This window comes from Arthrobacter sp. Cr_A7 (assembly GCF_029222765.1).
Taxonomy (GTDB): domain Bacteria; phylum Actinomycetota; class Actinomycetes; order Actinomycetales; family Micrococcaceae; genus Arthrobacter.
The window spans coordinates 30,945-46,213 of sequence record NZ_JARHXQ010000066.1 but is presented as its reverse complement, the minus strand read 5'-3'; the positions used below and the strand labels follow the sequence as shown (position 1 = coordinate 46,213).

The window sequence follows — 15,269 nt, the reverse complement described above, 5'->3', positions numbered from 1 at the left end:
GGATCTACAGGGCCAAGAAGGGGCGCCGTACCAAGAACTGGGGGAGATGAGGGGAACCTACATACAGTACCACTGGAGGCTCAACTACAGTTACTGCCTGAGTCATATTGCACAACGAGCTTCCAGAGGAAGACAACTTCGTCTATCCGAAGGACTCGCCCCCGAACTTCCTTCGCTTCGTAGGCAGATGCGTTCCTACCATATGGGCATCCACACCTCGGCGAGTAGACACAAGCTCAGCCGGGCCTTCCACTTCAAACATCCATGTTCCCGGTACATCACGCCGACCCGACGACCACACCTACCGACCCGACACGGAGACAAAGTCGACTCCAAGTCGTCCTTGTCCAGCGAGAGACGCGCTGCCGATACCCCCTGATACGGGTCAGGAGACTCCTATGCGCTACGCTAATCCACAAGTTATCCACAAGCGGTGACCCTGGTTATCCACGTAGTTATCCACAGCCCTACGATGTGTGCTTGTTGTGGTCCGGGTAGCCGCCTCCCCTCATTGGCATAGCGTCGGGAAGGATAGGCGGCTCTATGTGCCTAGGGTCCGCCCTTCAATCTGAACCGACAGCACCACAAGACGCAGCTAAAGGCCTCTAAGACCACCGTATTCATGCGAATATTGGCGGCATAGTCCCCATTCCGGTGTCGTCTCTGGTGTTTCACGTGAAACAGGAGCGCGCGGGGAACGGGCGCTAAGCGAACTGGATGTCACTAACTTGGGACCTATCCTTCCAAGCGACCTGCACCTGAGTGTAGTCCATGCCACTTATCCACGCTTGGGCGCCTGGTAATCCACAAAGTTATCCACAGCGATATCCACCACCTATGATGTTGCTCATACTCACAAGCAAGTGTGGAAATCTCACTGACCTTGTCGTCCCGATCGACCTACGGGCTCGTGACAAGGCGTTGTACTGGAAGTGCTGGCTGTGACCAGAAGTTCACCCCGACTGCGACACGTTGTCGGCCCGCACTAGGTCTCGACCGTGGTGCCGCCCTGCTGATCCCGAGCCGTCGCACCATACGAAAGTAGCCCACCCAGCCTGGAAGGAGGCCTGGTAGCTGCAACCCTCCATCAGCGTCTTTGTACGCCAAACTGAAGGGACAGCGCGAATGCAAGGAGTGGTCTCCCTCGAACTCGGCCGTTGTCGGCGCCACTATTGCGGCGGATACAGAGCACCGAGCTAGTGTCCATTTTGGGACTGGCGCCCTCACGTCGGCGCAAAGTGAACGCAGGCTTGATGTGATCTCGGCGCACGGGTTCTACATCGACGACCACAAAAGCAGCGCGCGGGGTTAGTGGAATCCAATCAGGGGGGAGGAATAAAACGGGGATCATGTTTCACGTGAAACACTCATCCGTGACCGGCAGGAGTACGTGAGAGATGCTGGGGCCAGGGCCCGGAGGATATGGTCGACGCGCGGCCGGATATTCGTTGCAACTCAAAATTTGCAAGGACGCCCCTCCGCCCTGGGAGGCCTGCGCACCTGCCGCTCGACCCCAATCCGCTCATAAAGGCATAACGCTGGGACCGGGTCGTCCTGGTTGCGTCTGATCCTTCTTCCTAGTGCAGCCTTCCGTGCGGTGCCATCGATCGGGGCCTACGAAGATTTGCCGTGGCGACCATCAGTTCTAGTGATGGCAGCCCTTGGAGCGGAGGTCTATCGAGAGTGTAGACACCAGCGAGCTCGGAAAGCGCAAGGGGACAGGGAGGGGAGCTCGGAAAGCGCTAGGGGACAGTGAAGGTGCGCCAAGTGCCGGCGAGGCTGACCCCGTTTCACGTGAAACACCGACTGCACCTCGACAGCAGACGGGTCAGCGTCGTTAAGGGGGATGGGATGGAGGGCCGCAATTGCTCGCGTGATACGCGACGCTGTGGCTCACTGGCTCGGAGCAAGAAACACTTTAACGGCATAAGGAGCGGGCGAAAGGTGGGCGCGCGGCCTACTGCGTAGGTGTCGACTGTGGCCGTCTCCGCATTATGCTTATGAGGCGCTCATGCGTGGAGGCTACCAACTCTTTTGGTGCCAACCCGCCTGAACAACTCCCGCTTGATCTCATCGGGACGGCATACGTGCAGTACAGCTTTCGCCGTCCCGGACGCACAGTAGTGCCCCCCTGACAGGAAAACGAGATGCCAAGACTTTTCCTGGTCTAGTGACACCTGCATTCTGCTTGGCCCTACGCCTGCATAGGTGCGGCCCCGACACCCCATCAAGGATTCTGCTAGGCCGAACGATCAGGGGAGAGAGCCGCGCCCGGAACGAGTCCCCATCCACGAGGAGCGCGAAACCGGCCGTCGAGCCATCCTTCGCTTCGGACCACGTGATCGAGTGCGAGTTCTGATGCTCCAGAACCGATACGCTGGAGCGACCGACCCCCAGCGGCGGCCGTCAAAGGTCCTAACGTTGTTGATCGCCCTTCAGGGCCATGATGCCCTCGAGACTCTTGAATCATCTGAAGGCGGATACTCAAGTACGCACCATAGCGTGCGCCATGCCGGACACCGCCACTCGTCTAGCGGCGCCGTTTCACGTGAAACAGGGGCGTCGCCATGCGACCGGTTATCCAGGACGCTCAAGCTCCCGGGTGCCATCTCCGATAAGTCTTACCTGAATTACTGTGCTGCGAACGTGTGGACAAGCTGTCGCTTGCGATAGAAGCGATGAAGAAGTGCGACCTGCAGGCAGTGCACGCGGGGCGGCAGTGCTTCCACGGCCGGCCTATATGCTTGGCATATCGGTGTCTGTCCCATCCATGAAAAGACTGCGAATGCTTTCGATGCAGCAGATCGGAGAGGATCCTTGAATGCCTTTGTGTATGACCGAACGGACAACGGTCAGCATGTGGATCGGAATGACACGCCCGTATCCAAAAAAACTATATTCAGGCAGAAAAAAGGCCCGGTTCGTGGTGAACCGGGCCCTTAGGAAAAGATTAGTTTGTTGAACCGGGAGCCAACACATCCATGATGCGGTTCAGGTCTTCAACACTCGCGAATTCGATGCTGACCTTTCCTTTCCTGACACCCAACGAAATCTTCACGTTGGTATCGAGGCGGTCTGACAAGGATGATGCGAGGTAATCAAGACGCTCATGACGCGCGCCGGGACGAGGCACATTGTTTTTCGGCTGCTTCGTCGGGTCCTGGTAAAGGGTGACCGCCTCTTCTGTGGCCCGTACCGACATACCCTCAGCGACGATCTTTTGGGCCAGACGCTCCATTGCGGCAGCATCTGGAAGGGACAGCAGCGCGCGGGCGTGACCGGCGGACAGAACGCCCGCAGCAACGCGCCGCTGCACCAACGGAGGAAGCTTGAGGAGCCGCAGTGTGTTTGACACCTGGGGCCGTGAGCGACCGATACGGTCAGCCAGCTGCTCATGCGTCGTGCCAAAGTCCTCCAGAAGCTGCTGGTAAGCCGCAGCTTCTTCCAAGGGATTCAGCTGGCTGCGGTGCAGGTTCTCCAACAATGCGTCGCGAAGGAGATCATCGTCGGTGGTATCCCTGACGATCGCGGGGATGGTTTCGAGTCCCGCAGCCTGAACGGCACGCCAACGACGCTCACCCATGACGAGCTCATATGGCTCATCACCGGATTCGGTTGATTTACGGACGACAATTGGCTGAAGGACGCCGATTTCCCGAACCGAGTGAACAAGCTCGGCCATGTCGTCTTCATCGAAGACGGAACGCGGCTGCTTCCGGTTGGGATGGATCTCGGAAACGGGTATTTCGGCAAAACGGACACCCGGAACTTCAACAAGCTCAACATCGGCATTGGATCCGGCGAACTCATCCAACGGCTCGGCGGCAGCAACGTCCGGGCGGACCTCGGGGGATACCTCAGGCTCCTGGCCGGACTCAGCATTGTCGGACTCGCCTTTCCCGGCTGCAGGAGCCGGTGGAGTGGCAGCCTTCTTGGCTGTGGCAGCACTGGAAGAACGGGAAGTAGCTTCGGCAGCCGGGGAGGCGGTGTTCCTGGCAGTCGACTTCGCCGGGGCCTTTCGGGCTGGCGGGGCGGTCAACTTCTCGGCTACGGTCTTTGCTGTGCCCGCGGCATTTTCGTCCGAGGGTTCGGTCTTCCTTCTGCCCTCGGGAAAGAAGAGATCTACAGGACGGGATACGGCTGCACCGTTACCCTGCCCATTGGACGCGGCGGAACTTGGAATCAGCGCGCCAAGACCGCGGCCTAGGCCCCGTCGCTTCTCGCTCATGGGTAAATCCCTCCAGTGGTAGAACCAGGCGTGAGCCGGCTCCGGTCGTTGCAGTGTTGAAGATATTAGCGTTCTGCTATTTCAGCAGCGGCTTCCAAGTAAGACAGGGCTCCACTGGAGGATGGGTCGTACGTCATGACCGTCTGCTGGTAGCTCGGTGCCTCTGAGATCCGTACCGAACGGGGCACCACTGCAGACAGCACCTGGTCGGGGAAGTGCGTCCGCACCTCGGCAGCAACCTGCGCAGCCAGGTTGGTGCGGCCGTCGTACATGGTGAGCAGGATGGTTGAGACGACGAGATCAGCGTTGAGGTGCTTCTGGATCATCTCGATGTTTTTGAGAAGCTGGCTCAAACCTTCGAGGGCATAGTATTCGCACTGGATAGGAATCAGGACTTCATTGGCTGCGCAGAAGGCGTTGACGGTGAGGAGCCCCAGGCTTGGCGGGCAGTCGATGAAGATGTAATCGAGACGCTCTTCGCCGTTCTTTTCACGGGTCTTTGCGTAGACGTCGATCGCCCGGCGCAGTCGCTGCTCCCGCGCTACCAGCGATACCAGCTCAATCTCGGCACCTGCCAAGTGAATGGTGGCCGGCGCGCAGATGAGCTTGTCGATATCGGGGCACTGGGCCACCACATCTGCCAGGGCAACATCGTTGATCAGGACGTCATAGATGCTGTCGACATCGGCATGGTGCTCAATACCCAGCGCGGTGGAGGCATTGCCCTGGGGATCGATATCGATCACCAGGACGTTCAGTCCCGCTGCTGCCAAAGCGGCGGCGATGTTGACGGTGGTGGTGGTCTTACCCACGCCGCCCTTCTGGTTGGACACGGTGAAGATGCGTGTCTTTTCGGGACGCGGCAGTTTGCGTCCCATCAGGCGCTCACGGCGCTTCGTTTCATGGGCCAGCTCCCGGGCAATAGGGCTGGAATCGTCGATTGCATCAATGATGTTGGTTCGACCTGCTGAGGTTGTTTCACGTGAAACAAGCGAGGAGGTTCCAAGGGTTGATACTTGTTTTGGGTGAATTCCCCCTCTGCCGGGGACCGAAAACGGGCCAGCGACAGAACGAGCTGACCCCAATGACACAAACGGTGGTATCCGTTGTGCGGAGGCTTCACTACTGGTCACTGGGGCACACTCACTCTCGTTCAGCCAATTTTGCTGCCGTTGACTAGCCTAACTGCTTGACCCGGCAGACTTCGGTCACCGGGCCTTGATTAGGATTTCTTTTGGGACTTGTTCACAACGATGCGGACTACGGTGGTGGGCTCCTCAAGCAGGTTGTCACCAACTGTAAGGACCGAGGTCTGAACACCGCCCAATTTTCGAATGACCTTGGCGGCCTTCTCGATTTCCTCGGCCGCGCTGCGGCCTTTAATGGCAACAACCTCGCCATGGCCGGCCAGGAGGGGGATGGTGAGGCCGGCCAGGTTGCTCAAGGCAGAAACTGCCCGCGCTGTCACCACATCGGCTTCCACTTGGCCCACTGCCAGCTCAGCACGGGTCCGCATCACCGTCACGTTATCCAGTCCGAGGTCGTCGACCACTTCCTGGAGCCAGATCACCCTGCGTTCGAGCGGCTCGATCAGGGTCAGTTCCAGGTCCGGCCGCGCAATCGCGAGGCAGAGGCCGGGCAGCCCGGCGCCGCTTCCGACGTCGGCCACGTGGCTGCCCTGGGCAATCTCGCTTTCGATGACGGCGCAGTTGAGTACATGCCGGCTCCAGAGCCGCGGAATTTCCCGTGGGCCAATCAGCCCGCGCTCTGTTCCGGAAGTAGCCAGATGTTCGACGTAGCGCTTGGCCAGGTCCAGTCGGTCGCCGAAAATCTTCTCAGCGGCCAGAAGCTCAGCTGCCGTGATGTCAACCATGATTAGCGGGTCAGCAATTCTCTAGTCTGCGGAAACAACAATGTGGCGTCCGGTGCCTTCGCCCTCGGACTCGCTGACGAGGCCCAGGTCAGCGACAGCGTCGTGAACAATCTTCCGCTCGTAGGCGCTCATCGGTTCCAGCGCCACGGACTGGCCGGTTTCCTTCACCGTAGCCGCAGCGTCTTCCGCGATCTTCTGCAGGTGGCCGGTGCGTTCCTGCCGGTAGCCGTTGATATCCAGGACCAGCCGTGAACGGTTCTCCGTCGCGGACAGCACAGCAAGCCTGGTGAGCTCCTGAAGGGCTTCAAGGACTTCCCCGTCCTCGCCCACCAGGCTGTCCAGGCCTTCGGTCTCCTCTTCGGCAACGATCGAAATATAGGTGCGGCCGTTGCGGACCTCAATGTCGATGTCACCATCGATGTCAGCGATGTCGAGCAGTTCCTCCAAGTAATCCGCCGCGATGTCGCCTTCTTCTTCAAGACGGCTGACAGCTGAGACCTTGGGGGAGGAAGCTTCTTCGTTCACGGACTCGTCCTGATCTTCGAGGATCTCTTCAGAAAGGGCGTGTTCGGTACTCTCGGCTGACATTACTTCTTCTTCCTGTTCTTGCGTTGTGGCTGGACACGCTGGCCCTTGGATTCAGCGACGGCGGCCGCAGCAGCAGCGTCCGCTGCTTCATCCTTCTTGCCGCTCAGGATCGAAAGGGCCGGAAGGCCCTTGGCGGCACGGCGTTCGGCGAGGGCCTTTGCGGCGGGGGATCCCGGCGTCGGCATGCGGCGGATGACGAAGAACTGCTGGCCCATGGTCCACAGGTTGGTGGTGGTCCAGTAGATCAGGACGCCAATGGGGAAGTTGATGCCACCCACGCCAAAGACGATGGGCAGGATGTAGAGCATCATCTTCTGCTGGCGCATGAAGGGGCTGGCCATGGCTTCTTCAGACATGTTCTTGGCCATGATCTGCTTCTGGGTGATGAACTGCGAGGCCGTCATGGCCAGGATCATGAGGATGGAGAGGATCCAGACAGCGACGACGTTGCCGCCAGGAGGAGTCCCATGGAGCAAAGTCGCGGAAAGCGGAGCGCCGAAGATGGTGGACTGGTCGAACTGCACCACCTGCTCGTGGCTCATCGCGCCGATGCCCTCACCCTCGCGGCTCGCCGTCGAAATGCCGGACAGCACAGTGAACAGGGCGAAGAAGAACGGCATCTGGATCAGCATGGGCAGGCAGGCCGAGAACGGGTTGGTCCCGTGCTTCTTGTACATGGCCATCTGTTCCTGCGCCATTGCCTGGCGGGACAGCTGGTCCGTCTTGCCCTTGTACTTGTCCTGGAGCTTCTTCAGGTCCGGCTGCAGCAACTGCATGCCGCGCTGGGCCTTGATCTGCTTGACGAAGACGGGAATCAGGGCGGCACGGATCACCAGCACGAGGCCAATGATGGACAAGGTCCAGGTCCAGCCAGAGGCTTCAGGAAGCCCAATAGCAGTCAGGCCCTCATGGAAGCCCACCATGATGATGGATACAAGCCATTTGAACGGAAACATGATTGTTTCAAAGAAGTCCATACTTATCCCTATTCGTCAGGCCGCACTGCGGCCTTCTTCATCAGTCCGAGCAGCCAGGTACTTGTCCGGGTTGTTCAGCACAACAATTGTGGGGGCTTGGCTCTCCGGCCAATCCCGCTTACCGGCGGGGACATGGTCCACGCCGCCGGCATTCCATGGATGGCAGCGGCCAAGGCGCCTGACTGCGAGCCAGCTGCCCTTGACGGCTCCATGGACAGTAACCGCTTCAAGGGCGTAGGCCGAGCATGAAGGGAAGAATCGGCAGACCTGGCCGTACAAGGGAGAAATCACCTTGCGGTAGGCCTTGAGCAACACGATGAGGATGTTCCTGGGCAGGTTCCAAAAGAACATGCCGACGGCGGCGGCAACAGGATGGGGACGGGCGACGACGGCGGTGGCGTTACGCACGCGGTGTCCCCTCCTGTGTTGTACCGGCCGAACCGTTGGCGGCAGCCTTCGGGAGGCGGCCGGCCAGCCGGGTCAGCGTCGATTCCAGTGCAGCGTTGTAGTCCGACAGCAGCTGATCCCAGCTGGCAGTCGCGGACGCAGGAAGCGCCCGGACCACTATGGCGAAGCCTGTGCCATGCTCGCGCAGCGACGCAGCACCTGCTTCTCTTAGTCTCCTCTTAACGAGGTTCCTGACCACAGCGTTCCCTACACTCTTGGAAACGATGAACCCGATCCGGCTGGGTTCGTCGGCAGCAATAGCTGCCGCATATAACACTACGTTCCGGCGCCCATTGCGGACACCGGAACGTACAGTTGTTGAAAAATCGGATGCAGTCCTTAAGCGGTTGCGGGTGGCCAGCACCTTAAACTCGCAAAGAGATGTCTACCGAAAAGTTCAGTTATTTAAGCCGACAGCTCGGTACGGCCCTTGCCACGACGGGCTGCCAGGATGGCGCGGCCGGCACGGGTACGCATACGAAGGCGGAAGCCGTGCTTCTTGGCTCGACGGCGGTTATTCGGCTGAAAAGTCCGCTTGCTCACGTTAGTTACTCCAGTGGATCAAAGGTGCGCCCACCCGATCAGTATGGGGAAGAACTGGCCGACGCTAAGTTTTGTATATGCACGCTTCCCCCGGCTGCTCAAACGCGGAGCGCCTGAGAGATTCAGATGGGGCCAAAAAGCGGACACAAAGGACTTCACAACGTTAGGGCAATTTAAGCCTTCGAGTCAAACCGGCTGGTCGCCCCCACGCTATCCCCAGCTGTGCCTAACCCACCCGCCGTGCCTGTGGATGAAGTGGCTCACAACCCCCTTTTTCGAACAACAACCGTGTAATTATCCACAAGCTACTTGCCAGCTATCTTCTAGGCTTTTCATCCCCTAGAGTGGCTCAGTAGCCGATTATCCACGGACTGTGCATAACCCTGTGGATGAAGCTGAACCGATAGCGGTTCACGACTTGCGGCTGCAGGCAATGCAGGCAAAGCAAGTTTTGAGGGAACCGATTGATGACAGTAGACGAAGCCAACCACGCCAATACTGTCGGAAGTTCCTGGCGGCGCGTTGTCAGCCTGCTGGAACAGGACCACCGTGTTTCACCGCGGCAGCGTGGCTTTGTCATCCTCGCCCAGGCGCAGGGCCTGATTGGCTCCACCCTCCTGGTGGCGGTTCCCAATGAACTCACCCGTGAAGTCCTCCAGACGCAGGTCAAGGACGCCCTCGATGATGCCCTGCACAACGTCTTCTCCGAGGACATCCGGTGCGCCATCGACGTCGACACAGACCTGGTTCCCATCCACGAGGAGCCCGAACCCGCCGTCGAGCCGTCCTTCGCTTCGGACCAGCTGATCGAGCAAAAGCCGCAGCCCATGCTTCCCAGCACCTCCCATGAGTTTGGCCGGCTGAATCCGAAGTATGTCTTCGACACCTTCGTGATCGGTTCCTCCAACCGGTTCGCCCACGCTGCCGCCGTCGCCGTCGCGGAGGCCCCGGCAAAGGCATACAACCCGCTGTTCATCTACGGCGATTCCGGATTGGGCAAGACCCACCTCCTGCACGCGATCGGCCACTATGCCCGCCGCCTGTACAGCGGTATCCGCGTCCGCTACGTCAACTCCGAAGAATTCACCAACGACTTCATCAACTCCATCCGCGATGACGAAGGCGCCAGCTTCAAGACCACGTACCGGAACGTGGACGTCCTGCTCATCGACGACATCCAGTTCCTGGCCGGCAAGGACCGGACGCTGGAGGAGTTCTTCCACACATTCAACTCGCTGCACAACAACAACAAGCAGGTGGTCATCACCTCGGACCAGCCGCCCAAGCTGCTCGCGGGATTCGAAGACCGGATGAAGTCCCGCTTCGAGTGGGGCCTGCTGACAGATATCCAGCCGCCGGAACTTGAAACCCGCATCGCCATCCTCCGCAAGAAGGCCCTGAGCGAAGGTCTGTCCGCGCCCGATGATGCCCTCGAGTACATCGCTTCCAAGATCTCCAGCAATATCCGTGAACTCGAAGGTGCCCTGATCCGCGTCACGGCCTTCGCCAGCCTCAACCGGGAGGCCGTGGATGTGGCGCTGGCGGAAATGGTCCTCAAGGACCTCATCACCGACGATGGCGCCCAGGAGATCACCTCGAGCCAGATCCTGCAGCAGACGGCCGACTACTTCAAGCTCAGCATGGAAGAGCTCTGCAGCAAGTCACGGACCCGCACTTTGGTGACTGCCCGGCAGATCGCCATGTACCTGTGCCGGGAGCTGACGGACATGTCCTTGCCCAAGATTGGACAGGAGCTCGGCGGCCGCGACCACACCACCGTCATCCACGCCGACCGGAAGATCCGCGAGCTGATGGCCGAACGCCGTGTGATCTACAACCAGGTGACAGAGCTGACCAACCGCATCAAGCAGCAGCAGCGCGACTCCTAAGCGCCCCGCCTATACCTTATTAACAGGTGCATGTGGATAAGCCTGTGGATAGTTAAGGGGACAACCGCGGTTAATGGGCTTAAAACCCTTAAGCCGCCTGTGGATCGGCAAAATCGCCAAAATTCTTATCCCCATCCACACCCTGTTTAAAACCTGCTGCGCCCACAGTCCATGAACAGGGCTTAACCGCCGGAACGCGGGGCGGGACGAGGTTATCCACAGTTTCCACAGCAGTTATTAACACTACTAATCCCAAAAAATTGAAATCCCTCAAACAACAAGATCGATCCGCACCCCGCAAGGGGCGGGCCGGGCGGCCCTGGCCTTCCCCAGGACGAACTCGGGGGATGGGTTAATCCCGGATCTTCCGGCTAAGCTGTCAGCAGCGCTCCCATCCTCGGGTTCCTGCGTGGTTTCCATCAGCAGGGACCATGCACGTTCCGTGTGTGGGGCACCACTTTTTGGGATTCCCCCACGGGAGTTTCCAGTCCACATGGCAGCAGCAATGAAAGGCGGCACCCTTCCGTGAAGTTCAGAGTCGATCGGGACGTCCTGGCAGAAGCCGTCACCTGGACAGCCCGGTCCTTGTCTCCGCGGCCGCCTGTGCCCGTACTTTCCGGGCTGCTTTTGAAGGCTGAGGCCGGAACAGTCAGCCTCTCGAGCTTTGACTACGAAACCTCCGCCCGCCTGGAAATTGCAGCCGACATCCGGGACGAAGGCACCATCCTGGTGTCCGGGCGCCTGCTTGCCGATATCTGCCGAAGCCTCCCGTCGGCTCCTGTCGACGTCGAAACCGACGGCAACAAGGTGACTCTCACCTGCCGCCGCAGCAGCTTCCACCTGGCCACAATGCCTGAAGCCGAATATCCGCCGCTGCCGGCGTTGCCGGCTATCAGCGGAACCGTGCCCGGGGACTCCTTCGCCCAGGCTGTTTCCCAGGTGATCATCGCTGCGAGCAAGGACGACACCCTCCCCATCCTGACCGGTGTCCGGATGGAAATCGAAGACGACCTGATCACCCTTCTCGCCACGGACCGCTACCGCCTTGCCATGCGTGAGGTTCCGTGGAAGCCGGTGACCCCCGGCATCTCCACCAGCGCCCTGGTCAAGGCAAAAACCCTGAACGAAGTAGCGAAAACGCTCGGCAACAGCGGAGATATCAACCTGGCCCTCTCCGACGACGACAGCCGCCTGATCGGCTTCGAAAGCGGCGGACGCACCACCACGTCCCTGCTGGTTGACGGCGACTACCCGAAGATCCGCTCGCTCTTCCCGGAATCCACCCCCATCCATGCCACGGTGCAGACCCAGGAACTGGTGGAGGCTGTCCGCCGTGTGTCGCTCGTGGCCGAACGCAACACCCCTGTCCGGCTTGCCTTCACCGAGGGCCAGCTGAACCTGGACGCCGGTACCGGCGAAGACGCCCAGGCATCAGAGGAACTTGAAGCCCAGCTTTCCGGTGAGGACATCACGGTGGCCTTCAACCCGCACTACCTGGTGGAAGGCCTGAGCGTCATCGAAACCAAGTTCGTCCGGTTCTCCTTCACCTCGGCTCCCAAGCCCGCAATGATCACCGCCCAGGCAGACGCCGACGGCGAGGACCAGGATGACTACCGTTACCTGGTGATGCCCGTCCGCCTCCCCAACTAGGCCCCATCGGCTCCCAGCCTTCGCAAGCTCAGGCCGGGCCCCTCGCCGATGGGGCCCCAACCACCGCCACCCTCGCCTCGCAGAAAAGAGTTCTCCCATGCACATTGGACTGATCGGCCTTGGCAAAATGGGATTCAACATGCGCGAACGGCTGCGCAAGGGCGGCATCGAGGTCACGGGTTATGACCGCAACCCGGACGTCACCGACGTCACCTCGGTGGATGAACTCCTCGCCGCCATCCCGGCGCCCCGGCTGGTCTGGGTGATGGTTCCGGCCGGCGCGGTCACCGATGCCGTCATCATGGAACTGGCGGAGAAGCTGGACGAGGGCGACCTGGTGGTCGACGGCGGCAACTCCCGCTTCACCGAGGACCAGAAGCACGGCGAGCTCCTCGCCGCCAAAGGCATCCGGTTCGTTGACTGCGGAGTATCCGGAGGTGTCTGGGGGCTGCAGAACGGCTACGGCCTGATGGCCGGCGGGGACGCCGCAGACATCGAACGTGCACTGCCGGTCTTCGATGCACTGCGTCCCGAAGGTGAACGCGAGGACAGCTTTGTGCATGTAGGCGGCATCGGCGCCGGCCACTACGCCAAGATGGTCCACAACGGAATCGAATACGGCCTGATGCAGGCCTACGCCGAGGGCTACCAGCTGCTCGCTTCCAAGGACATCATCAACGACCTGCCCGGCACCTTCCGCGCCTGGCAAAAAGGCACCGTGGTCCGGTCATGGCTCCTTGACCTGCTGGTCAAGGCACTGGAAGAGGACCCTGGGCTGCAGAACATCGACGACTACGTCGAGGATTCCGGCGAAGGCAGATGGACGGTGGAAGAGGCCATCGCCAACGCCATCCCCGCCCCAGCCATCACGGCCGCACTGTTTGCCAGGTTCGAGTCCCGTGAAGATAGTTCCCCTGCCATGAAAATGGTGTCTGCCCTCCGGCACCAATTCGGCGGACACGCAACCCGTCCGGCCAAGTAGCATCCACCGGGGACCGCTGCTGTCCCCAGAATTGTCGAAACCCGCGTGTATCTGGAACACCTTTCCCTGACCGATTTCCGCAGCTACGCCCAGGTTGACCTTGCCTTCGAACCGGGCGTCACCGTCCTGGTGGGATACAACGGCATCGGCAAAACCAACCTGATGGAAGCCATTGGCTACCTTGCCACGCTGAGCTCCCACCGGGTCAGTTCAGACGGACCCCTCCTGCGGTTCGGTACAGATCGCGCACTCGTCAGGGCACGGCTTGTCCGCGGCGGGCAAACCACCGTCCTGGAACTGGAAATCAACGCCGGGCGGGCCAACCGCGGCCGCATCAACCGCAGCAACCCGGTACGAGCCCGAGATCTGCTGGGCATTTGCCAGACCGTCCTCTTCGCTCCGGAGGACCTGGCGCTGGTCAAAGGCGACCCTTCGAACCGCCGGCGTTTCCTGGACGAACTGCTCGCCAGCCTCATCCCGCACCACGCTGCCACCCGCAGCGACTACGACAGGGTGCTGAAACAACGCAACGCCCTGCTCAAATCGGCGCGGGGCGGAAAGTTCACGTCCGGACATGAGGCAACCCTGGACGTATGGGACCAGCACATGGCAAAAGCGGGCGCCGAACTGCTCCACGCGCGCCTCGAACTGGTGGAGCGCCTGCGCCCGCACCTGGCACGCGCCTATGCCGAACTGACGGACGGGTCCAAATCCGCTGACGCCACGTACCGCTCCACGCTTCAGAACCAGATGGACGACGACGGCGCGCCGCTGCCAGGTGGGCCACGCACCGCAGTGCCAGGCACCGCCGTCGAACCGGACGACCTGCGCGCCTTATCCGTGGAAGAGCTCACCGAACGCTACGTCCGGGCCTTCGCCGAATCACGGAAAAAGGAGTTGGAGCGCGGTATTTCGCTGGTGGGCCCGCACCGCGACGACCTGGAACTTGTCCTGGGACAGGCGCCGGCGAAAGGCTATGCATCGCACGGTGAGACCTGGTCCATGTGCCTGTCCCTTCGGCTCGCTTCCTACTACGTGATGCTCGACGACGCCCGCACGGGCGGGTCCGCCCCCATCCTGATCCTCGACGACGTTTTTGCCGAACTGGATGTGCAGCGCCGGCGTAAACTTGCCGCTATAGTCTCCGGCGCGGAACAGGTCCTGGTGACCGCCGCCGTCGACGCCGATATCCCGGAAGAGCTGTCCGGACGGCGGGTGAAAGTCATCCCGGGAGGAATTGATGGTCAGGGACAGTGAAGACGGCGGGTTGCAGCCCGGCCGCGATCCCGACAACATTGATGCCCCGCAGGCCGCACTGAACAGAATGCGGGAGGCCGCCGCTGCCCGCGGTGAAATCCGCAGGAAGGCAGTGCGTCCGGGGTCCGCAAAAGCCAAAAACGGAATCCGGGACACCCGCGGCTTCAGCCAGTTCCACGCCACCGGCCGCGACCCGTTGGGGCTGGGCAAGGTGGTGGGCCGGCTGGTAGCCGAACGCGGTTGGACATCACCCGTGGCCGTCGGCTCCGTCATGGCCGAATGGGCCACCCTGGTGGGACCGGAAATCTCAGCTCACTGCACCCCCGAAAGCTTTACGGCCACCACGCTCCACGTCCGGTGCGATTCAACCGCCTGGGCAACCCAGCTCCGCCTGCTGAGTGCCAGCCTGCTCGAGAAATTCAGGGTGGAACTCGGCGACGGAGTGGTCACCAGTATCCAGGTGCTGGGCCCCTCGGCCCCGAGCTGGCGCAAGGGCGGCCGCACCGTCAACGGCCGCGGCCCCCGGGATACCTACGGCTAGCTTCGCTGCCGACTCTTGAAAATACCCCCAACGGCGTGTAGAGCGCTGAAAGGGCCGGAGGGTGTATAGGCACCCGGAGGCCGTCCTTCTGGGGCGCCCTAGGCGCGGTCAACGGCCTCACACGGCCACGTTGCCGCCTGTCCACGCCCCTGGAATGCGGGGTTATGGCCTGTTTCGCGGTAGAATCGTTGCAGATAACTGGGCGCGGGTGAAACGTTGACTGAGTCCGTTCTCCGTGCGCATCCGGCACACGGAGTGCGGGCCCCCAACCGTCAGCAAGTCACCGGCGCCATA

At 60.9% G+C, this 15,269-nt stretch carries 13 protein-coding genes; 5 read left to right on the top strand and 8 right to left on the bottom strand.

Annotated features, from left to right (window positions below; genetic code table 11):
• Positions 1–2,950: 2,950 nt before the first annotated feature.
• The 8 genes from P2Q66_RS04095 to rpmH form a co-directional block, all read right to left on the bottom strand.
• Complete coding sequence (locus P2Q66_RS04095) at positions 2,951–4,228, bottom strand: ParB/RepB/Spo0J family partition protein (RefSeq protein WP_275725804.1); 1,278 nt, start codon at positions 4,226–4,228, stop codon at positions 2,951–2,953.
• Between the two features lie 65 nt (positions 4,229–4,293).
• Entirely contained in the window at positions 4,294–5,361 is a 1,068-nt protein-coding gene (locus P2Q66_RS04090; protein ID WP_275725802.1) for a ParA family protein, read from the bottom strand.
• 89 nt (positions 5,362–5,450) lie between these two features.
• A complete protein-coding gene (gene rsmG, locus P2Q66_RS04085; protein WP_079597937.1) occupies positions 5,451–6,101 on the bottom strand; it encodes a 16S rRNA (guanine(527)-N(7))-methyltransferase RsmG in 651 nt (216 codons plus the stop codon).
• Between the two features lie 21 nt (positions 6,102–6,122).
• Positions 6,123–6,689 (bottom strand): R3H domain-containing nucleic acid-binding protein, encoded by a 567-nt coding sequence (locus tag P2Q66_RS04080; protein ID WP_079597938.1) that lies wholly within the window; start codon positions 6,687–6,689, stop codon positions 6,123–6,125.
• Positions 6,689–7,666 carry a membrane protein insertase YidC gene (gene yidC, locus P2Q66_RS04075; protein WP_275725797.1) on the bottom strand — a complete coding sequence of 326 codons (978 nt, stop codon included), beginning with the start codon at positions 7,664–7,666 and terminating at the stop codon, positions 6,689–6,691. The genes P2Q66_RS04080 and yidC overlap by 1 nt, the downstream gene beginning before the upstream one ends.
• Before the next feature lie 15 nt (positions 7,667–7,681).
• Positions 7,682–8,074: a membrane protein insertion efficiency factor YidD gene (gene yidD, locus P2Q66_RS04070; RefSeq protein ID WP_275725794.1), complete on the bottom strand. Its 393-nt coding sequence runs from the start codon at positions 8,072–8,074 to the stop codon at positions 7,682–7,684.
• Positions 8,067–8,477 carry a ribonuclease P protein component gene (gene rnpA, locus P2Q66_RS04065; RefSeq protein WP_079597941.1) on the bottom strand — a complete coding sequence of 137 codons (411 nt, stop codon included), beginning with the start codon at positions 8,475–8,477 and terminating at the stop codon, positions 8,067–8,069. Before rnpA ends, yidD begins: the two co-directional genes overlap by 8 nt.
• A 41-nt stretch (positions 8,478–8,518) precedes the next feature.
• A complete protein-coding gene (gene rpmH, locus P2Q66_RS04060; protein WP_003800212.1) occupies positions 8,519–8,656 on the bottom strand; it encodes a 50S ribosomal protein L34 in 138 nt (45 codons plus the stop codon).
• Positions 8,657–9,123: 467 nt separating this feature from the next.
• Here rpmH and dnaA point away from each other — a divergent pair, with 467 nt between their 5' ends.
• The 5 genes from dnaA to P2Q66_RS04035 all read left to right on the top strand — a co-directional run bounded on the left by dnaA (position 9,124) and on the right by P2Q66_RS04035 (position 14,975).
• Positions 9,124–10,545 carry a chromosomal replication initiator protein DnaA gene (gene dnaA / locus P2Q66_RS04055; protein WP_079597942.1) on the top strand — a complete coding sequence of 474 codons (1,422 nt, stop codon included), beginning with the start codon at positions 9,124–9,126 and terminating at the stop codon, positions 10,543–10,545.
• 525 nt (positions 10,546–11,070) lie between these two features.
• The gene (gene dnaN, locus P2Q66_RS04050) at positions 11,071–12,195 is read left to right on the top strand and encodes a DNA polymerase III subunit beta (protein WP_079597943.1); all 1,125 of its coding nucleotides are present in this window, start codon (positions 11,071–11,073) and stop codon (positions 12,193–12,195) included.
• A gap of 97 nt (positions 12,196–12,292) precedes the next feature.
• Positions 12,293–13,177, top strand: a complete 885-nt coding sequence (gene gnd, locus P2Q66_RS04045) for a phosphogluconate dehydrogenase (NAD(+)-dependent, decarboxylating) (protein WP_275725770.1) — start codon at positions 12,293–12,295, stop codon at positions 13,175–13,177.
• Between the two features lie 45 nt (positions 13,178–13,222).
• Positions 13,223–14,434, top strand: coding sequence for a DNA replication/repair protein RecF (recF, locus tag P2Q66_RS04040; protein WP_275725769.1), 1,212 nt, complete (start codon positions 13,223–13,225; stop codon positions 14,432–14,434).
• Positions 14,418–14,975, top strand: a complete 558-nt coding sequence (locus tag P2Q66_RS04035; protein ID WP_079597946.1) for a DciA family protein — start codon at positions 14,418–14,420, stop codon at positions 14,973–14,975. Before recF ends, P2Q66_RS04035 begins: the two co-directional genes overlap by 17 nt.
• Positions 14,976–15,269 lie beyond the last annotated feature (294 nt).

Excerpts from the sequence above, each read along its gene's own strand:
- P2Q66_RS04080 (WP_079597938.1), bottom strand. The coding sequence starts at position 6,689 with ATGTCAGCCGAGAGTACCGAACACGCCCTTTCTGAAGAGATCCTCGAA.
- yidC (WP_275725797.1), bottom strand. The coding sequence starts at position 7,666 with ATGGACTTCTTTGAAACAATCATGTTTCCGTTCAAATGGCTTGTATCC.
- rsmG (WP_079597937.1), bottom strand. The coding sequence starts at position 6,101 with ATGGTTGACATCACGGCAGCTGAGCTTCTGGCCGCTGAGAAGATTTTC.
- P2Q66_RS04035 (WP_079597946.1), top strand. The coding sequence starts at position 14,418 with ATGGTCAGGGACAGTGAAGACGGCGGGTTGCAGCCCGGCCGCGATCCC.
- P2Q66_RS04095 (WP_275725804.1), bottom strand. The coding sequence starts at position 4,228 with ATGAGCGAGAAGCGACGGGGCCTAGGCCGCGGTCTTGGCGCGCTGATT.
- gnd (WP_275725770.1), top strand. The coding sequence starts at position 12,293 with ATGCACATTGGACTGATCGGCCTTGGCAAAATGGGATTCAACATGCGC.
- dnaA (WP_079597942.1), top strand. The coding sequence starts at position 9,124 with ATGACAGTAGACGAAGCCAACCACGCCAATACTGTCGGAAGTTCCTGG.